Below are 17,219 nucleotides of genomic sequence, written 5' to 3' on the forward strand. Positions count from 1 at the left end.
CCCTAGCACCAGCGGCCGTTTTGCAGCGCACAAGGCGCAGCCGGTACGGTAAGATTGAACGACATTCAAGGAGACCACGATGCAGGCAACACAGAAGGCCGCACGACCAACAGCCGCCCAGCAATACGCCGCCAAACGCATGCAGGCCGTCGATGCCCTCGACCTGTTGCGCGACGCCGACATGATCATCGTCCCCACCGGCGCCGGCGAGCCGCCGGCCCTGCTCACGGCCCTGTCCGGGCAGCGCCAGCGCTTTACCGATGTCAAGGTGGCGCAAATTCTCGCCATTCGCAAGTTTGGCTATTTTGATCAGGCCACCGCCCACCACGTGCGCCACGCCGCCCTGTTTTTCGGCGGCGCCTCGCGTCCCGGCGGCCAGGCCGGCTGGTGCGACTTCCTGCCGAATTATTTTTCCGAGATTCCCGTCATGATCGAGCGGGGCCAGATGGCTGCCGACGTGGTGTTCGCGATGGCCTCGAGCATGAACGAGCAGGGCTGGTTTTCGCTCAGCCTGGGCACCGATTACACGATGGCGGCGGTAGACAAGGCGCGCGTGGTGGTGCTCGAAGTCAATCCCAACGTGCCCTTCGCCCACGGCGCCTGCCACGTGCACATCTCGCGCATCGACGGCCTGGTCGAAAGCAGCGACGACATCATCGAAGTGGGCTTGCCCACCATCGGCCCCGTGCAGGAAGCGATCGGCAAGTACGTCGCCGACATGATCGACGACGGCTCGACCCTGCAGATCGGCTACGGCGGCATTCCCGACGCCGTCGTCATGCAGCTCACGGAAAAAAACGACCTGGGCGTGCACACGGAAATGCTGGGCGACGGCATCCTGTCGCTGGTCGAATGCGGCGCCATCACCAACCGCAAAAAGACCCTGCTGCCGGGCCGGATGGTGGCCACCTTCGCGCTGGGGTCGAAAAAACTCTACCAGTTCATGCACCACAATCCCATGGTCGAGATGCACCCGTCGAACTTCACCAACGATCCCTACAATGCCGGCCTGAACGACAATCTCATTTCGATCAACGCCAGCCTGCAGATCGATTTCCTGGGCCAGTGCGGCTCCGAGAGCATCGCCCACCTGCCCTACTCGGGCACGGGGGGCCAGGTCGACTTCGTGCGCGCGGCCAACCGCTCGCGGGGCGGCAAATCGTTCATCGTGCTGCCCTCGACGGCCAAGGACGGCACCATCTCGCGCATCGTGCCCACCCTCACCCCGGGCACCCACGCCACCACCAGCAAGAACGACGTCAACTACGTCGTCACCGAGTACGGCGTGGCGCAGCTGCGCGGCAAGTCGGCGCGCCAGCGGGCGCAGGCACTGATCGCCATCGCGCACCCGGATTTCCGGGCGGAACTGCGGGCGGCGGCCGACAAAATGTGCGTGTTCTAGCGCAGGGTTGGGCGTAGACTGTCTGCCCGACGTACGCCCAAGGAGCTACCATGCCGCAGAGCCTGCTCATCCAGCATGACGATCACATCCGCGGCAGCATCGATGCCGCCATCGTCATCGTGCTGTACACCGATTACCAGTGCCCCACCTGCCGCGCCGCCCACCTGGCGATCAAGGATTTGCAGAAACGGCTGGGCACGCAGTTGTGCACGGTGCTGCGGCACTTCCCGCAGACGGACCGCCACCCCTACGCCGAACTGGCCGCCGAGTGCGCCGAGGCGGCCGGTGCGCAAGGTAATTTCTGGGCCATGCACGACGCCCTGTTCGCCCTGCAGGCGTCGTTCGAGCCGGCCATGCTGCCGGCACTGGCCGAGCGGCTGGGGCTCGACCCCGACCTGCTCACCGAAGACGTCACGCGGCGGGCGTTTCGCGCCAGGGTCGAGCGCAGCGCCAGCGGCGGCACCCGCCTGGGCGTGGTCAGCGCGCCCACCCTGTTCATCAATGGTCAGCGCTATGACGGCGACATCGACGAAGGCGCCATCGTCGATGCGCTGATGCGCTTCGTGGCCTGAGCGCCTGAGCGAGCGCTCGTGGCGGTGACGGCAGAGGCGGCAGGCGCAGGCGCCGCCTGGGCCGGCATCGGCGCCGTCACCGGTGGCGGCGGCGAGACGGCAAGCCAGCCCTTGAGCGGCAGCAGCGGCACCAGCAACAGGGCGACGATGTTGATGATTTTAATGAGCGGATTGACGGCCGGCCCGGCGGTGTCCTTGTACGGGTCGCCCACCGTGTCGCCCGTCACCGCCGCCTTGTGCGCCTCCGAGCCCTTGCCGCCGAAATTGCCGTCCTCGATGTATTTCTTGGCGTTGTCCCAGGCGCCGCCGCCGGTGGTCATGGAAATGGCCACGAACAGCCCCGTCACGATGGTTCCCATCAGCAGGCCGCCCAGCGCCGTCGGTCCCAGCAGCATGCCCACCACGATCGGCACCAGCACGGGCAGCAGCGAAGGGACGATCATTTCGCGGATCGCCGAGGCGGTCAGCATGTCGACCGCCTTGTCGTACTCGGGCTTGGCGCTGCCGTCCATGATGCCCTTGATGTCGCGGAACTGGCGGCGCACCTCGACCACCACGGCGCCCGCCGCCCGCCCCACCGCTTCCATCGCCATGGCGCCGAACAGGTAGGGAATCAGGCCGCCGATGAACAGGCCGACGATCACCATCGGGTCCGACAGGTCGAAGCGCACGTGCTTGCCCACCGCGTCGAGCGCGTGCGTGTAATCGGCGAACAGCACCAGCGCGGCCAGGCCCGCCGAGCCGATCGCGTAGCCCTTGGTGACGGCCTTGGTGGTGTTGCCGACGGCGTCGAGCGGGTCGGTGATGGCGCGCACCGATGCGTCCATGTGCGCCATCTCGGCGATGCCGCCGGCGTTGTCGGTGATGGGGCCGTAGGCGTCGAGGGCGACGATGATGCCGGCCATCGACAGCATCGCCGTGGCGGCAATGGCGATGCCGTACAGCTGCCCCATCTGGTAGGAGGCGAGGATGGCCGCGCACACCACCAGCACCGGGTAGGCGGTCGACTTCATCGACACCCCCAGGCCGGCGATGATATTGGTGCCGTGGCCGGTGGTGGAGGCGGCGGCGATGTGGCGCACGGGCGCAAAGTCGGTGCCCGTGTAGTACTCGGTGATATAAACCATCAGGCCAGTCAGGACGATGCCCACCACCGAGCAGCCCAGCATTTTCAGGCGCATGTCGGGGCCCCAGGCGTACCAGGTGACGGCGGCGAAACCAAGGAGCGACAGGCCGGCCGCCCACCACAGCCCCGTGTACAGGGCCGCCATGATGTTTTTGCCGGGCCGCGCCTTCACCAGCGAGCAGCCGACGATGGACGCGAGAATCGAGACGGCGCCCAGCAGCAGCGGATAGATGATGGCGGTGACGCCGGCGCCGGTCACCAGCAGCGCACCGAGCAGCATGGTGGCGATCAGGGTCACCACGTAGGTTTCGAACAGGTCGGCCGCCATGCCGGCGCAGTCGCCCACGTTGTCGCCCACGTTGTCGGCGATGACGGCGGGATTGCGCGGGTCGTCCTCGGGAATGCCGGCCTCGACTTTACCGACCAGGTCGGCGCCGACGTCGGCGCCCTTGGTAAAAATGCCGCCGCCCAGCCGGGCGAAGATGGAAATGAGCGAGGCCCCAAAGGCCAGGCCGATCAGCGGCTCGATGACCTGGTGCTCGCTCAAGGTGCTGCCCACCGCCATCGCACTGAGCATCCAGTAGAACAGGGTCACGCCCAGCAGGCCCAGGCCCACCACCAGCATGCCGGTGATGGCGCCGCCGCGGAACGCCACGTCGAGGGCGGCGTTCAGGCCGCGCGTGGCCGCCTGCGCGGTGCGCACATTGGCGCGCACCGACACCCCCATGCCGATGAAGCCGCAGGCGCCCGACAGCACCGCGCCGATCAGGAAGCCCAGCGCGGTGCGCCAGCCCAGCGTGGGATAGATGGCAATGACGAGCAGCACGCCGACGATGGCGATGGTGCGGTACTGGCGCGCCAGGTACGCGGCCGCGCCCACCTCGATGGCAGTGGCGATTTCCTGCATGCGGGCGTTGCCCGCGTCCTGCCGCAAGATCCAGCTGCGCGACCACAAGCCATACACGACGGCGATGATGCCGCATGCGAGCGCAAAGATCAGTGAGTTAACTGCCATGTCGTCCCCTCATTTTTATCGTTACTTGCTACAACAACACACATCGAACGGCTGCACCAATACTGACTGACGCGACCAACCTCACTGCGTACTGCAAAGCTTGCATTTAAAAATACGGGAACGACAGCACGGCCGGGGGGCGCGCGCGAACAGGAGCGAACCGACCGGTCCGCCCGTTCGCTCAGTCCTGCAGGGCTGCGAAGGCGGCGTCACGCACCGCTTCGACGGCGCCGACGCCGGAGATTTTGCGGTATTTCGGCGCGCCGGACAGGCCCGACTGGGACCAGTTGTTGTAGTAGCCCAGCAGCACTTCGGTCTGGGCGTGGTAGACCGCCAGCCGTTTCATGACGGTGTCGGCCTTGTCGTCCTCGCGCTGGATCAGCGCTTCGCCGGTGACGTCGTCGAGCAGGTCGGTCTTGGGCGGATTGAACTTGGTGTGGTACACGCGGCCCGAGCCGGGGTGCGACCAGCGCCCGCTCATGCGCTCGACGATGGAGGCGTCGGGCACGTCGATTTCGAGCACGTAGTCGACATTGATGCCGGCGTCTTTCATGGCATCGGCCTGGGCGATGGTGCGCGGAAAGCCGTCGAACAGGTAGCCATTGGCGCAGTCACCGTCCTGCAAGCGGTCCTTGACCAGGCCGATCATGATGTCGTCGGACACCAGCCCGCCTGCATCCATCACCTTCTTGGCCGCCATGCCCAGTTCGGTGCCCGCCTTGATGGCGGCCCGCAGCATGTCGCCCGTGGAAATCTGGGGGATGTTGAATTTTTCCTTGATGTAGTTGGCCTGGGTACCCTTGCCGGCGCCAGGTGCTCCTAACAGAATGAGACGCATGAAAATTCCTAAAACAGATGTGAATAATTTTTATAATGGCCGAATCGTGCGACAACACAGCGTCGATGCGGCAGTTGATGCATATCTGACTATCTCTGGTACGAAACTTACCACAAAATGCGCAGCCAACGCCAATATCAATCTGGCCTGATTGCGTTTTCGCCCAGTGCGCGCCAGGGTCTCCACCGGCGCGCCATAAAAGTCGCCAATTTACCCTGAACTGGCGGCAATACCTTGGCAACCAACATCAACTTGCAGCACGGCGCGCGGCCATCCCGCAGGCATAAAACTAGGCAGACAACGAGGCATACAACTGCCGCACGCGCTGCAGATCCTCGGGCGTGTCGACGCCGGCGGCTGGCGCCGCTTCCGTGATGTGGACGGCAATGGCCACCCCGTGCCACAGCACGCGCAACTGCTCGAGTGCTTCGACCGCTTCCAGCGGCGACGGTTCCAGCGCCGGGTACTGCTGCAAAAACGCGTTGCGGTAGGCGTACAGGCCGATGTGGCGCAGCGGCTCGTAGCCGGCCGGCATGTGCTCGCGCGAGGCGCTGAAACCGTCGCGGTGCCAGGCGATGGGCGCGCGCGAAAAATACAGGGCGCGGCCGGCCTTGTCGAGCACCACCTTGACCACGTTCGGATTGAACAGATCGGCCATCTCGTGCAGGCGGTGCGCGCAGGTGGCCATCGGCACGGCCGGCCCGATGCGGGCGGCGCAGGCGGCCAGCAGGGCCGGATCGATCAGCGGCTCGTCGCCCTGCAGGTTGACGACGACGGCGTCGTCGGCCAGCCCCAGCGCGCGCGCCACTTCGGCGATGCGGTCGGTGCCGGACGGGTGATCGGCGCGCGTCATCGCCACCTCGACGCCGTGGGCGGCGCAGGCGGCGGCGATGTCGGCGTGGTCGGTGGCGACGACGATGCGGGCGGCGCCCGACAAGGCGGCCCGTTCGGCCACGCGCACCACCATGGGCTTGCCGCCCAGGTCGGCCAGCGGCTTGTTGGGCAGGCGCGTCGAAGCCAGCCGCGCCGGGATGATGACGGTAAAGTCAGCCACGAACCTAGACCAGCTCGACCTTGCGCGCCTCGTCGGCCCACATGATGGGAATGCCGTCACGGATCGGGTAGGCCAGGCGGTCCGGCTTGCAGATCAGTTCCTGCGCCTTCTTGTCCAGTTCGAGGGGGCCCTTGCACAGCGGGCAGACCAGGATATCAAGCAGTCGAGCATCCACGACATTTCTCCACAATTTGTTCGGCCAGGGCGGCATCGAGCTGCGCCGTCACTGGCACGACCCACAGTCTCGGGTCGTGTTTGAGATTTTCAATTTGCCCACATTTTACTGCATCCTTCTCCGTGATCAGGATGATGTCGGCGTCCAGGCCCGCAAACGGCTCGTCGAGGAAATCATGGTGGTCCGGCAAGGGCAGTTCGGTGACGACCAGGCCGGCCTCGCGCACGGTGGCGAAAAAGCGCCCCGGATTGCCGATCCCGGCCGCCGCCACGGGCACCCTGGCGCTCAGGCTGGCCAGCGCAGCGAGCGGCAGGCGCCGGTCCCGGTCGATCAATTGTTCGGCGTGGGTTCCCGCCAGGCGCATGAAAAACAGCGGCCCGGCCAGGCCACGCGCGCCGCCGGAAGTCCCGTTGACCACCGTAAAATCGCGCCGCCGTCCCAGCGGCTCGCGCAGGGGACCGGCCGGCAGCAGCCAGCCGTTGCCGGCGCCGCGGCCGTCGAACAGGACGATTTCCACGTCGCGCTGCAAGGCGTAGTGCTGCAGGCCGTCGTCGCTGATGAGGATGTCGACGTGCGGGTACTGTGCCAGCAGCGCCCGCCCCGCCGCCGGCCGGTCGCGCCCCACCACCACCGGGCAGCCGCTGCGGCGCGCCATCAGCAGGGGCTCGTCGCCCACCTCGCGCGCCAGCGCCCCGGCGGTGACGGCGCGCGGGGCCATGGCGGCGCCGGCGCTGCCATGGCCCCGCGAAATGATGCCGGGCGTATAGCCGGCCTCGCGCAGGCGCGCCGCCAGCCAGATCGTCAGCGGCGTCTTGCCCGTGCCGCCGATAAAAATATTGCCGACCACGATGACGGGCACGGGCAGCTTTGCCGAGGCCAGCAGGCCGCGCCGGTACAGCAGGCGGCGCCCGGCACCCAGCGCGCCGAACAGGGCTGCCACGGGCAGCAGCGCGCACGCCAGCGGCCCGCGGCGCAGCCAGGCGCGGGTGAGCGTTGCTTCCAGGGAGAATGGGGTCGGCATGGGCAGCGGCAGCGGCGTGACAGCGCCGCTGCGCAGATTATTTCTTGCCGCCCGTTTGGGCGGCGAAGGTCAGCTTGTCGTAGCCGGCCACGCGGGCCGCTTCGAGCACATTGATGACCATCTGGTGCATGGCGAACTGGTCGGCGTTGACGATCACCACGGGCGAACCCGTCGCCGGCGCCCCGGCCGCCTGGCCCGCTTGCGCCGCCGCCTTCATGTCCTCGGCCAGCGTGGCCACGGAGACGAAGGCGACCGCCTTGTTATTGACCGTGTAGTTGCCCTTGGCATCGACGGTGACGTTGATTTCAAACGGCCGGTCGAGCGCCTTTTCCGCGTCGGCGGTGGGCAAGGTGATTTGCAGCTCGGTAAATTTGCTGTACGTCGTGGTGACCATCAGGAAAATCAGCACCACCAGCAAGACGTCGATGAACGGGATCAGGTTGATCTCCGGATCCTCGCGCTTGCGGCCGCGTCTGAAGTCCATCATTTGCGGGCACCGTGCACGACGTCGACGAATTTGACGGCCTGCCCTTCCATGTCGATGATGAAGGAGTCGACCAGGGCGCGGAAGTGGCGGTAGAACACCAGCGCGGGCATGGCAATGGCCAGGCCGAAGCCGGTGTTGTAGAGCGCCACCGAGATGCCGTGCGCCAGCTGGGCCGGATTGGTGCCGGTGGCGTTTTGCGCGCCGAAAATCTCGATCATGCCGACCACCGTGCCAAACAGGCCCATCAGCGGCGCCAGCGAGGCGATCGTGCCCAGCGTGGTGAGAAAGCGCTCGAGCACGTGGGCCACGCCGCGGCCGGCTTCCTCGATCGACTCTTTCATGATCTCGCGCGGCGCATCGATGTTGCGCAAGGCGGCCGCCAGCACGGCGCCCAGCGGCGAATTGTTTTCCAGCTTGTTGATGATGTCCGGGGTGACCTGGCCGTTCTGGTACACCCGGATCACTTCCGTGAGCAGCTGTTTCGGCAGAATCTTGGTGCGCCGCAGGTAGATCAGGCGCTCGATGATCAGGGTCAGGGCGACGATGGAGGCAATCAGCAACAGCCAGATTGGCCAGCCGGCAGCTTGAAGAATGGCAAGCAAATGAAACTCCCGAAGGTAAGGAACGCGACACTGGTCGAATGCGGCAATGTAACGTGTTGCTAGCCTCTCGGCAAGAGCAGTTCACCACAGCTTCTGTGGATAAGAATGTGTGCAAGCAAGCGGTGCTCGCCCCAGGTGATTGATTCTTATAGGAAAAATGGCATTGCACAAAAACAAGGCAGACTGCGATTTGTGTGCCAAATTGGCCGATTTTCCCTATAAATGCCGGCCAGCGACGCTGCCGGCGCCCGCCTGTCCGGCAAAACCGCCAAAGCTGCCACGATTGTTCAGTTTTCCGACGCACAAGGCTTCTGCACACTTTGTGTGGATAAGATTGTGCGCAAGCGCCGGATCGGAGCGCCAGTGCCTTGATTCCTAAGGATAATTTCCTACTGCATAAAATGCAGGCAGGCAGCATTTCCCCCGCCGCCCGCGACTTGTCCACCGTCGGGCCATTCTTCTGCACACCTTTTGTGGATAAGATTGTGCGCAAGCGCCGCACTGTGGCCCAAGTGCGTTGATTCTTAAGGGAATTGTTTCAGTGCATAAAAATCGGGCATGCGCCCCGTTCTGGCCGCCTCAAGGCGCTGGACGGGCTTTTTGCGCTTGTGGCATGCTGTCGAAGTGGCAGCAGATGGCCGCGCACCGTGTTTTGCACACGAAATGTGGATAACAATGTGTGCAAGCACGGGGAGCAGGCATCAAGCCCTTGATTTCATTGATTAATATCATTGACGATGAAATTTTAGGCAGTGGGCAATGGCCTCGGCTCCCTTGATTTACGCACAGTTTGTGTGGATAACTTTGTGAGCAACTTGCCCGCGTTCACGCAAAGTCCTTGATTCTTAAGGCGAAACACCACGTGAGACAAATTGATGCAGTTGTGAATTTCTTTAAAAATCAAGCACTTGAAATAAGAACTTGAAGTGGCGGCTAATTTGTGACATAAGCATGACCGCCCGTTTCTCCTGTGGACTTCACCAACGACCATGCAAACCCGTTTCGATTCCCTGCTCCCTGCCGACCCCGACGCACCCTTCGCCGGCCCGCCCGTGCTCACCGTCACCGCCCTCAACCAGCAGGTGGCGCGCCTGCTCGAGCGCAGTTTCCCCCTGACCTGGATCGGCGGCGAAATCTCCAATTTCACCAAGGCCAGTTCCGGCCACTGGTATTTCACCCTGAAAGACGACGCCGCCCAGGTGCGCGCGGTGATGTTTCGGGGCCGCGCCCAGTACGCCGGCTTTCTTCCCCGCGAAGGCGACAAGGTCGAGGTACGCGCCCTGGTGACCCTGTACGGCGCGCGCGGCGACTACCAGATCAATGTCGAGGCGATCCGCCGCGCCGGCGTGGGCGCACTGTTTGAAGCCTTCCTGCGCCTGAAAGAGCGGCTGGGTGCGCAGGGCTGGTTCGACCCCGAGCGCAAGCGCGCCCTGCCCCTGTTCACGCGCAGCGTGGGCATCGTCACCAGCTTGCAGGCAGCCGCCCTGCGCGACGTGCTGGCCGCGCTCAGGCGGCGCGCGCCACACGTGCGCATCGTGCTGTACCCGGCGCCGGTGCAGGGCCAGGGCGCGGCCGAGCGCATCGCCGCCGCCATCGCCAGCGCCTCGCAGCGCGCCGAGGTCGACGTGCTGCTGGTGTGCCGGGGCGGCGGCTCGATCGAGGATTTGTGGAGTTTTAACGAAGAGAGCGTGGCCCGCGCCATCGTCAGCTGCAGCATGCCGGTCATTTCCGGGGTGGGCCACGAGACCGATTTCACCATCGCCGACTTCAGCGCCGACCTGCGCGCGGCCACCCCCACCGCCGCGGCCGAGCTGGCGGTGACGCCGCGGGCCGACTGGCTCAGCTCGCTCAACGCGGACGTCATCGACCTGCGCCGCGCCATGCAGCGCCGCCTGGGCGACGCCGGCCAGTCGCTCGACAACCTGGCGCGCCGCCTGCAAAGCCCGTCGGCGCGCATCGGCGGCCAGCGCCTGCAACTGAAGGCCCTGGCCACCGCCCTCACCCACGCGGCGCGCGCGCCCGTCGGCACGCAGCGCTACGAACTGGCCCAGCTGCGCGCGCGCTGGCAGCGCCAGCGCCCCGATGTGCGCGCCTGGCGCCAGGAAATCGCCGCCCAGCAGCGTCATGCCGGCAGCGCCATGTCCAATCAGCTGCGCGCGCGCCGCGACGCGCTGGCGGCGCTGGCGGCGCAGCTCGAATTGTTAAACCCCCAGCGCACGCTCGAGCGCGGCTACGCCATCGTCAGCGACCGCGCCGGCCACGCATTGCGCGCGCCGGGCGCGATCCACCCGCACGACCTGCTGACGGTGCGGCTGGCGGAAGGCACGGTGCAAGTGGGGGTCGCTTCGGTGCAGGAACAGTTGCGCTGATAACACTGCTTCGCCCCTGGCCGCGCGGGCGCCGCCAAAATATGCAGCTTCGCGCCATCCGTTTTACAATAAGCCTCGTTTGCGTATCATTAACGCGGTTCCGACCAGATTTTTCAAACCAACATCAATAAAAGGACAAGACATGGAACATACTCTGCCAGCCCTGCCGTACGCCCTGGACGCCCTGGCGCCAACCATCTCCAAGGAAACGCTCGAGTACCACTACGGCAAGCACCACGCGACCTACGTGACCAACTTGAACAACCTGATCAAGGGCACCGAGTTCGAAGCGCTGTCGCTCGAAGAGATCGTCAAAAAATCCTCCGGTGGCATCTTCAATAACGCCGCCCAGGTCTGGAACCACACGTTCTACTGGAACGGCCTGACGCCACAAGGCACGGGCGCACCGACCGGCGCCGTGGCCGACGCGATCAACGCCAAGTGGGGTTCGTTCGACAAGTTCAAGGAAGAGTTCAACAAATCGGCACTGGGCAACTTCGGTTCCGGCTGGACCTGGCTGGTGCAAAAAGGCGACGCGCTGGAAATCGTCAACACCTCCAACGCCGGTACCCCGCTCACCACCGATGCCAAGGCCCTGCTCACCTGCGACGTCTGGGAACACGCCTACTACATCGACTACCGCAACGCCCGCGCCAAGTACGTCGAAGCGTTCTGGTCCCTGGTCAACTGGGACCAGGTCAGCGCCAACGCGGCCTGATCGCACTGACGGATCGCCTGATCCGTCGAAACAGATTGGTCAAAAAAAATCCGCTGCGGCGGATTTTTTTATCCGGCCCACCCGCTGCCGGCGCCGCCGCCATCGGGCGCGGCCAGCATGGCATGGCGCTGCCGCTGCAGCAGCTCGCCGATCTGCTGGGCCGAGGCGGGCCGGCCAAACAGGTAACCCTGCACCTCGTCGCAGCCGTTATCGCGCAGGAAGGCAAATTGCTCCTGCGTCTCGACGCCCTCGGCAATCACGCGCAAATTGAGCTGGTGCGCCAGCGCGATGATGGCGCGGGCGATGGCCTGGTCGTCGGCGCTGGTGGCAAGGTCGCCGATGAAGGACTTGTCGATCTTCAGTGTGGTGATCGGAAAGGTTTTCAGCGACGACAGGCTCGAATAACCGGTGCCGAAATCGTCGATCGACAGCAGCAGCCCCATCGCCTTGAGGCGGGCCATTTTTTCCACCGCGCCTTGCAGGTCGCGCATGATCAGGCTTTCCGTCACCTCCAGCTCAAGCAAGTGCGGGGCCAGGCCGCTCGCTTCGAGCGCCGCGCCCACATCGCTGAGCAAATGGGTGTCATCGAACTGGCGCGGCGAGACGTTGACCGACATCACCAGCGGCGGCAGCCCGGCGCGCTGCCAGGCGGCGCTTTGTGCGCAGGCGCTGTGCAGCACCCAGCGGCCGATGGCGACGATGACGCCGCTTTCCTCGGCCAGCGGAATGAAGTCGAGCGGCGAGATCACGCCACGCTCGGGATGGTGCCAGCGCACCAGCGCTTCGAGCCCGAACATCAGGCCCGTCCCGACATCGAACTTGGGCTGGTAGACCACCTTGAATTGCTCGCCATCGAGGGCGCCGCGCAACTGCTCGACCAGCGCCAGCTTGTGTTCGGCTTTGGCGTTCATCGCCTCGGTGTACCAGCGGCACTGGTTTTTCCCCGCCGCCTTGGCGCTGTACATGGCCACGTCGGCGTGCACCAGCAGGCTGTCGGCGTTGTCGCCGTCGCGCGGGTAGAGGGCCACGCCGATGCTGCAGCTCACTTGCAGCGCATGGTCGTCGATCCTGAGCGGCTGGCGCACCACCTCGTTGATGCGTTCGAGCAGCGCGACGCAATCGTCCTGGCGCTGGCGGTAGACGGGCAGGATCAGCACGAACTCGTCGCCGCCGAAGCGCCCCAGCGTGTCCTGGCGGCGCAGGCACTGGCGCATGCGGCCGGCGATCTGCGCCAGCAGTTCGTCGCCGCCCTTGTGGCCGAGGCCGTCGTTGACCATCTTGAAGTTGTCCAGGTCGACAAAGGCCACCACCACGGCGCCATGGCGGCGCTGGGCGTGGCTGATCGCCTGCACCAGCCGGCTGTGCAGCAAGGTCCGGTTGGGCATGCCCGTGAGCGCATCGTGGCGCGCCATGTGCAGGATTTTCGCTTCGGCCATCCTGCGCTCGCTGACGTCGCGGATGATCGCCACCACGCCGCCCTCGACACCCACCAGTTGCCGGTGCAGCCAGGCCCCCTTCAATTGCGTGGTGGTGTTTTCGACCTCCGTTTCGTGCACCCCGCCCATGCTGGTGGCGTGCACCAGGCGCTCGAAGGTGCCGTTGACGTAGGCCTCCGGCATCCAGTTGCCGACGGTCTTGCGCTGCAGGTCCTCGCGGCTCAGGCCGGTAAGGGTCTCGGCCTGGCGGTTGGCCGCCGAAATGCGAAAGTCGACGATGGCGCCGCCCTCGTCGACGACGCTGTGCAGCACAAAGAAGGCGTCCTGGTTGCTCTCCGAGGCGGCCTCGTAGGTTTGCTGGGCCAGGCGGATGCTGCGCCGCGTCTCGGCGCCCTGGCGCGACCACAGCCAGACGGCGCCCACCAGCGCCAGCAGCAGCACGCTGGCGCCGCCCGCCTGCCACAGGCGGCTCACCCGCCTCGCCTCGAAAGCGGCCATCTGCTCTTGCTCACCAAGCCCCACCACCATCGCCAGCTGCAGCCGGCGCATCTGGCGCACGGCGCTGAAGCGCTTGACGCCGTCCCAGGCGGCGGGCGCGGCCGCCAGCGGGTCGGCCAGCGGCGCCGCACCCGCGCGGTTGGCGGCCAGGTGCTCGCCCACCCGCACCGCCAGCCAGGTGCCGGGCGCGCTGTACAGCGCCAGCATGCCCTGCGCGCCCTGGCGCGACGGTTCGTACGCACTGGTGAAATAGGCCGGATCGACGTCCAGCACGGCCACGCCGATGAAGCGCCCGGTGCCATCGGTGAGGCGCTTGGAGAAATGCACCACCGACTTCTCCGTCTGGCGCGGATCGCTCGCGCCGCTCACCAGCACGGCATCGGAGGGATTGCCCAGGTGGTAGCGAAAGAACGCTTGCCGCGCCACCGAGGCCACGCTTGACGCCGGGTGGCTGGCCATCACCGTGCCGTCGGCGCCGGCCACGCTGACGGCGTAGATCAGCGCCGACGGCAGCAGGTCTTCGCCCTGCAAGGCGGCCAGCGCGCCGGCGGTGCCGTGCAGTTTGACGGCGTAGTTCACCGTCTTGAGGGTCTGTTCAATGCCGCCCACGTTGCGCGCGACCTGCGCCTCGTAGGTGTCGATCAGGTCGGCCAGCGAGGCGCTGGCGGCGCGCACCGCGTAGGCGCGCTCGATCTCGATAAAGTGCAAGGTGGCGCACCAGATGCCGATCAGCAGCAGCGCGGCGAACAGGGGCAGCGACCAGGGCATGCCCGCGCCCAGTTTGAACATGGCCAGGCCGGCGTTGCCCAGGCGGGACGACTTAAACCGCTGGCGCACCGCACTCGCCTGGCTGAAATGAGACCCCTGAGCGCACGCTTATTTGCCAACCGTCAGGACGACACGCACGCTGTCGTCAAGGGCGGCACTGTCGATGTAGCCGATCAGCGAGACATTGGCGGCCACCTGGCGGCGCATCGCCACGCTGCTGGCCACTTCGCGCGGCGGCATGCCGCGTCCCGTGAACACCATCTTGGTCCAGTAGGCCCGCACCAGCGCGGGCGACTTGCCCGTCACCCTGGCGTAGAACTGGCCGCGCAAGGGCGAATCGATGGCCAGGTCGAGCGGCGTGGCGTTGTCGCCGTCCGGGAAGCGCTCGGCCTGCGCCAGGAAGATGTCGGCCACCTGGCTGGCAGTCATGGACAGGGCCGGGCGCTTGGCGGAGACGATCACCACCAGTTCGCCCGCTATTGCGCTGCCGCACAGCATGGCCAGCGCCAGCGCCAGCGCTTGCAGGGATCGGGCGGCGAGGTTCAAGGCAAACCCATCAGAACACCACATCGAGCATGGCACTGAGCGCGTGCACGGGATGGCCGGACTGGAACGACGGCTGGACGTTGATCAGGGTGCCGCTGGTGCCGCCGTCGGGTCGCAGGCGGTCGTACTGGAGCTTGAGACTGCGGTCGGGCATGAAATCCCAGCGCACGCCGACGCTGCTGGTGTGCTGGACGGCGATCTTGCTCAGCAAAACGTTCAATTGGGCATTGAGGAAGCTGGCGCGCGCGGCCGCCTGTGGCGCCAGGCCCGTCAGCGCCAGCCCCGCTTCGGTGGTGGACTGGTTCGCCCGCGATGTCGCATAGCTGGCATACGGGGTGAAGGCGCCGTAGCGGACGCCACTGCTCAGGTAGGCCACGGATTTATTGCCGAGGAAGGAGTGCGCATTGAAGCGCCCGATCTCCCCCATCAGGAACCAGTGGCCGGGATCGTAGTTGAACCCCAGCGTGGCCACGGCGGTGCGTTTGCTGCTGGCGTCGTACTTGTCGGCCAGCGCCTGCCCGGCCGGGCCGAACTGCGCGAACGCATTGAACAGGGGCCGGGCGACATCGACTTCGAGGCGGTTCGTCAGCACGCTGGCGCGCACCGTCAGCGCGTCGAGCGTGACGGTATTGCTCAGCGCCAGCAGCTCGCGCCCGCGGAACCGGGCCGTGTCCGACAGGCGCACACTGGTGCGGCCCAGCGAGACCTGGGTGACGTTGTGGGCGCCGCCGGCGCGCCAGCGGTAGCTCGCATCGATGCCGTCGCTGCTCGACAAGGGCAGCGCAAAATACACTTCGACGGGCGGGCGCACCCAGGGCAGCGCGTAGCTGGCCTTGCGGTATTCGGCCAGCAGGAACACCGGCAGGGCGATGCGCCCGACCCGCACGCTCAGTTCCGGCGAATAGCGGTAGCTCAGATTGGCCCACTCGATGGCGGGGGAGAAATCATGGCCCATATTGCGCTCGACGACCACTTGCAGCACGGCCGACCAGGCCGGTGTCATGCTGAAATTGAGCTGCCCGGCCAGCCGGCTGTCGACATCGTAACTGTAGAGGCGCGAATAGCCGGCGCGGCCAGGATTGAGCACGTTGGCGGTAAAGTCGGCCGCCTTCTCGCTGGAATGGACCACGCCGGCACTGCCGTAACCGGCAAATTGCCAGGCCGGCAAGGCGCCGTCGTCGCCGCTGCTTTGTGCGCACGCGGGCAGCGCGCAAAGCAGGGAAAGGCCGACCGTCAGCGCGGCGCGGCCGCGGGTCGGCATCTTGCAGAAAATACGTAACATAAACCTGGGTGTCGGGCGCGATAAGGGCTTGCAAGCAAGCGGGGGCATCGTGTGACGACAGGCGCCGCCCTGGCACGGCGCGCATGCACGGCAATGCATGACTTCGCACAAGCAACACACGAACGCAGCACGAAGACGGGAGCGCGGTGTCATCAATGACACAAGGCGTCAAATATACGACACGTTTGCTTGTTATGCAATAATATTTATTTCTTGCCGTAACTTTACGCGCCACATAGTTGCTTGATACATCTCGACTTGCAGGGCAAGGAGAGGCCGCCGCGGCAGCGCCAGCGGCGCGGCGCCTACTTCAGGTTCGACTGCTGCAGATGGGTCATGCCGTACCACAAGTGCTGCCACCAGTGATCGCGCGAACGGACCATGACCAGGCACTTTTTGTCGAGTTCGCCCTTGAACAGGGGATCGGCACACTGCCCCGTGGCCAGCGCATTGCGCTGGTTCTCCGCATTGACCAGGGCAATGGCCAGCCAGATCACCAGGCCGCCGAACAGCACGGCCAGGGTCCACGCCAGGTGGTTGACATAACTGCGCTCGAACAAATCTTCTTCGACGGGGGCGGAACCGTCGTAGATTTTCAGAAGCTTGCCTTCCTTCTCATTCATTTCGTCGCTGCCACTTTTTTAACCAGGTTGTCCAGCACTTCGATGGTCGCCTTCGACAGCGCCGCTTCATTCATGCCCTTGTTGCCCGCATCGACCACGGCCGGCGAGGTCATCAGGCGACCGTCGATGATCAGGGTCGGCACCGACTCCACTTTGTAGGCGGCCAGGGTGGCGGGCAGGCGTTTGAGCTTGGTCATGACGCCGAACGAGTTCCACGCATCGAGGAACTTCGCCTTGTCGACGCCATTTTTGACGGCCCAATCCTGCGCGACCTGCTCGTTGGCCAGGTTGACCCGTTCGACGTGCATGGCCTTGAACGCTTTCGGATGCAACTCTTCGAGCTTGCCCAGCGCTTCGAGCGTGAGGTACAGATGCGCCTCAGGATCGGTGGCGCCGCGGAACGGCATGTGCACGCGTTTGAAGATCACCTTGTCCGCGTTCTTTTTGACCCATTCGGCCAGGGTTGGTTCCAGCACGTAGCAGTGGGGGCAGTGATACATGAAAAATTCGATCACTTCGACCTTCTTGCCCACGACCTGGGCCGCTTGCGGGCTGGCCAGCTGGACGTAATCGACGCCCAGTTTCGGGTCGGCCGGGGAAGCGAAGGCGGTGGCGGCGGCAAGGCCGAGGGCGGCAACGAGAATGCGCAGGGAAGGCATGAAAATCCTTATCAATGAGGTCGATGAA

The 17,219-nt window shown here is 65.5% G+C and carries 17 protein-coding genes; 5 read left to right on the plus strand and 12 right to left on the minus strand.

Annotation, left to right across the window (positions count from 1 at the left end):
* Positions 1 to 79 precede the first annotated feature (79 nt).
* Positions 80 to 1,402: an acetyl-CoA hydrolase/transferase family protein gene (locus ACP7EY_RS11820; RefSeq protein ID WP_426193689.1), complete on the plus strand. Its 1,323-nt coding sequence runs from the start codon at positions 80 to 82 to the stop codon at positions 1,400 to 1,402.
* A gap of 50 nt (positions 1,403 to 1,452) precedes the next feature.
* Positions 1,453 to 1,974 carry a DsbA family protein gene (locus tag ACP7EY_RS11825; protein ID WP_426193691.1) on the plus strand — a complete coding sequence of 174 codons (522 nt, stop codon included), beginning with the start codon at positions 1,453 to 1,455 and terminating at the stop codon, positions 1,972 to 1,974.
* Here the strand turns inward: ACP7EY_RS11825 and ACP7EY_RS11830 are convergent.
* On the minus strand, positions 1,914 to 4,115 hold the full coding sequence (locus ACP7EY_RS11830) for a sodium-translocating pyrophosphatase (RefSeq protein ID WP_426193693.1): 2,202 nt from the start codon (positions 4,113 to 4,115) through the stop codon (positions 1,914 to 1,916). The genes ACP7EY_RS11825 and ACP7EY_RS11830 overlap by 61 nt on opposite strands.
* A gap of 181 nt (positions 4,116 to 4,296) precedes the next feature.
* Positions 4,297 to 4,953, minus strand: a complete 657-nt coding sequence (adk, locus tag ACP7EY_RS11835; protein ID WP_426193695.1) for an adenylate kinase — start codon at positions 4,951 to 4,953, stop codon at positions 4,297 to 4,299.
* Between adk and ACP7EY_RS11840 the strand changes: the two genes are divergently transcribed.
* On the plus strand, positions 4,952 to 5,104 hold the full coding sequence (locus ACP7EY_RS11840; protein WP_426193697.1) for a hypothetical protein: 153 nt from the start codon (positions 4,952 to 4,954) through the stop codon (positions 5,102 to 5,104). The two genes, adk and ACP7EY_RS11840, sit on opposite strands and share 2 nt — an antisense overlap.
* Before the next feature lie 138 nt (positions 5,105 to 5,242).
* On the opposite strand, the gene kdsB is transcribed toward ACP7EY_RS11840, so the two are convergent.
* Genes kdsB through ACP7EY_RS11865 form a run of 5 tightly spaced genes read right to left on the minus strand, consistent with a single transcriptional unit; the run spans position 5,243 to position 8,292 of the window.
* Complete coding sequence (gene kdsB, locus ACP7EY_RS11845; protein WP_426193699.1) at positions 5,243 to 6,007, minus strand: 3-deoxy-manno-octulosonate cytidylyltransferase; 765 nt, start codon at positions 6,005 to 6,007, stop codon at positions 5,243 to 5,245.
* A 4-nt stretch (positions 6,008 to 6,011) separates the two neighbouring features.
* Positions 6,012 to 6,182 carry a Trm112 family protein gene (locus tag ACP7EY_RS11850; protein ID WP_426193701.1) on the minus strand — a complete coding sequence of 57 codons (171 nt, stop codon included), beginning with the start codon at positions 6,180 to 6,182 and terminating at the stop codon, positions 6,012 to 6,014.
* Positions 6,163 to 7,203 (minus strand): tetraacyldisaccharide 4'-kinase, encoded by a 1,041-nt coding sequence (gene lpxK / locus ACP7EY_RS11855; RefSeq protein WP_426193703.1) that lies wholly within the window; start codon positions 7,201 to 7,203, stop codon positions 6,163 to 6,165. Before lpxK ends, ACP7EY_RS11850 begins: the two co-directional genes overlap by 20 nt.
* A gap of 37 nt (positions 7,204 to 7,240) precedes the next feature.
* A complete protein-coding gene (locus ACP7EY_RS11860) occupies positions 7,241 to 7,687 on the minus strand; it encodes an ExbD/TolR family protein (protein WP_426193828.1) in 447 nt (148 codons plus the stop codon).
* Positions 7,687 to 8,292: a MotA/TolQ/ExbB proton channel family protein gene (locus ACP7EY_RS11865; protein WP_426193705.1), complete on the minus strand. Its 606-nt coding sequence runs from the start codon at positions 8,290 to 8,292 to the stop codon at positions 7,687 to 7,689. Before ACP7EY_RS11865 ends, ACP7EY_RS11860 begins: the two co-directional genes overlap by 1 nt.
* A 989-nt stretch (positions 8,293 to 9,281) precedes the next feature.
* On the opposite strand from ACP7EY_RS11865, the gene xseA reads away from it, so the two are divergent.
* Positions 9,282 to 10,661: an exodeoxyribonuclease VII large subunit gene (xseA, locus tag ACP7EY_RS11870; RefSeq protein ID WP_426193707.1), complete on the plus strand. Its 1,380-nt coding sequence runs from the start codon at positions 9,282 to 9,284 to the stop codon at positions 10,659 to 10,661.
* Positions 10,662 to 10,803: 142 nt separating this feature from the next.
* Positions 10,804 to 11,379, plus strand: a complete 576-nt coding sequence (gene sodB / locus ACP7EY_RS11875; protein WP_426193709.1) for a superoxide dismutase [Fe] — start codon at positions 10,804 to 10,806, stop codon at positions 11,377 to 11,379.
* Positions 11,380 to 11,447: 68 nt separating this feature from the next.
* Here the strand turns inward: sodB and ACP7EY_RS11880 are convergent, their stop codons facing one another.
* From ACP7EY_RS11880 to ACP7EY_RS11900, 5 genes are all read right to left on the minus strand, one after another.
* Positions 11,448 to 14,150: a bifunctional diguanylate cyclase/phosphodiesterase gene (locus tag ACP7EY_RS11880; protein WP_426193711.1), complete on the minus strand. Its 2,703-nt coding sequence runs from the start codon at positions 14,148 to 14,150 to the stop codon at positions 11,448 to 11,450.
* A gap of 39 nt (positions 14,151 to 14,189) precedes the next feature.
* Positions 14,190 to 14,627, minus strand: a complete 438-nt coding sequence (locus ACP7EY_RS11885) for a phosphate ABC transporter substrate-binding protein (protein WP_426193713.1) — start codon at positions 14,625 to 14,627, stop codon at positions 14,190 to 14,192.
* Positions 14,628 to 14,637: 10 nt separating this feature from the next.
* The gene (locus ACP7EY_RS11890; RefSeq protein WP_426193715.1) at positions 14,638 to 15,909 is read right to left on the minus strand and encodes a hypothetical protein; all 1,272 of its coding nucleotides are present in this window, start codon (positions 15,907 to 15,909) and stop codon (positions 14,638 to 14,640) included.
* A 305-nt stretch (positions 15,910 to 16,214) separates the two neighbouring features.
* The gene (locus tag ACP7EY_RS11895; protein ID WP_426193717.1) at positions 16,215 to 16,532 is read right to left on the minus strand and encodes a hypothetical protein; all 318 of its coding nucleotides are present in this window, start codon (positions 16,530 to 16,532) and stop codon (positions 16,215 to 16,217) included.
* Positions 16,529 to 17,191: a thiol:disulfide interchange protein DsbA/DsbL gene (locus ACP7EY_RS11900; RefSeq protein WP_426193719.1), complete on the minus strand. Its 663-nt coding sequence runs from the start codon at positions 17,189 to 17,191 to the stop codon at positions 16,529 to 16,531. Before ACP7EY_RS11900 ends, ACP7EY_RS11895 begins: the two co-directional genes overlap by 4 nt.
* Between the last annotated feature and the right edge of the window lie 28 nt (positions 17,192 to 17,219).

Source organism: Massilia sp. DWR3-1-1, from assembly GCF_049898325.1.
Lineage (GTDB): Bacteria > Pseudomonadota > Gammaproteobacteria > Burkholderiales > Burkholderiaceae_D > JAFCUW01.

Bases quoted from the DNA above. Each gene is read 5' to 3' on its own strand.
- ACP7EY_RS11820 (WP_426193689.1), top strand. From the start codon at position 80: ATGCAGGCAACACAGAAGGCCGCACGACCAACAGCCGCCCAGCAATAC.
- ACP7EY_RS11825 (WP_426193691.1), top strand. From the start codon at position 1,453: ATGCCGCAGAGCCTGCTCATCCAGCATGACGATCACATCCGCGGCAGC.
- ACP7EY_RS11830 (WP_426193693.1), bottom strand. From the start codon at position 4,115: ATGGCAGTTAACTCACTGATCTTTGCGCTCGCATGCGGCATCATCGCC.
- ACP7EY_RS11840 (WP_426193697.1), top strand. From the start codon at position 4,952: ATGAAAATTCCTAAAACAGATGTGAATAATTTTTATAATGGCCGAATC.
- adk (WP_426193695.1), bottom strand. From the start codon at position 4,953: ATGCGTCTCATTCTGTTAGGAGCACCTGGCGCCGGCAAGGGTACCCAG.
- lpxK (WP_426193703.1), bottom strand. From the start codon at position 7,203: ATGCCGACCCCATTCTCCCTGGAAGCAACGCTCACCCGCGCCTGGCTG.
- ACP7EY_RS11860 (WP_426193828.1), bottom strand. From the start codon at position 7,687: ATGGACTTCAGACGCGGCCGCAAGCGCGAGGATCCGGAGATCAACCTG.
- xseA (WP_426193707.1), top strand. From the start codon at position 9,282: ATGCAAACCCGTTTCGATTCCCTGCTCCCTGCCGACCCCGACGCACCC.
- sodB (WP_426193709.1), top strand. From the start codon at position 10,804: ATGGAACATACTCTGCCAGCCCTGCCGTACGCCCTGGACGCCCTGGCG.
- ACP7EY_RS11890 (WP_426193715.1), bottom strand. From the start codon at position 15,909: ATGTTACGTATTTTCTGCAAGATGCCGACCCGCGGCCGCGCCGCGCTG.
- ACP7EY_RS11895 (WP_426193717.1), bottom strand. From the start codon at position 16,532: ATGAATGAGAAGGAAGGCAAGCTTCTGAAAATCTACGACGGTTCCGCC.
- ACP7EY_RS11900 (WP_426193719.1), bottom strand. From the start codon at position 17,191: ATGCCTTCCCTGCGCATTCTCGTTGCCGCCCTCGGCCTTGCCGCCGCC.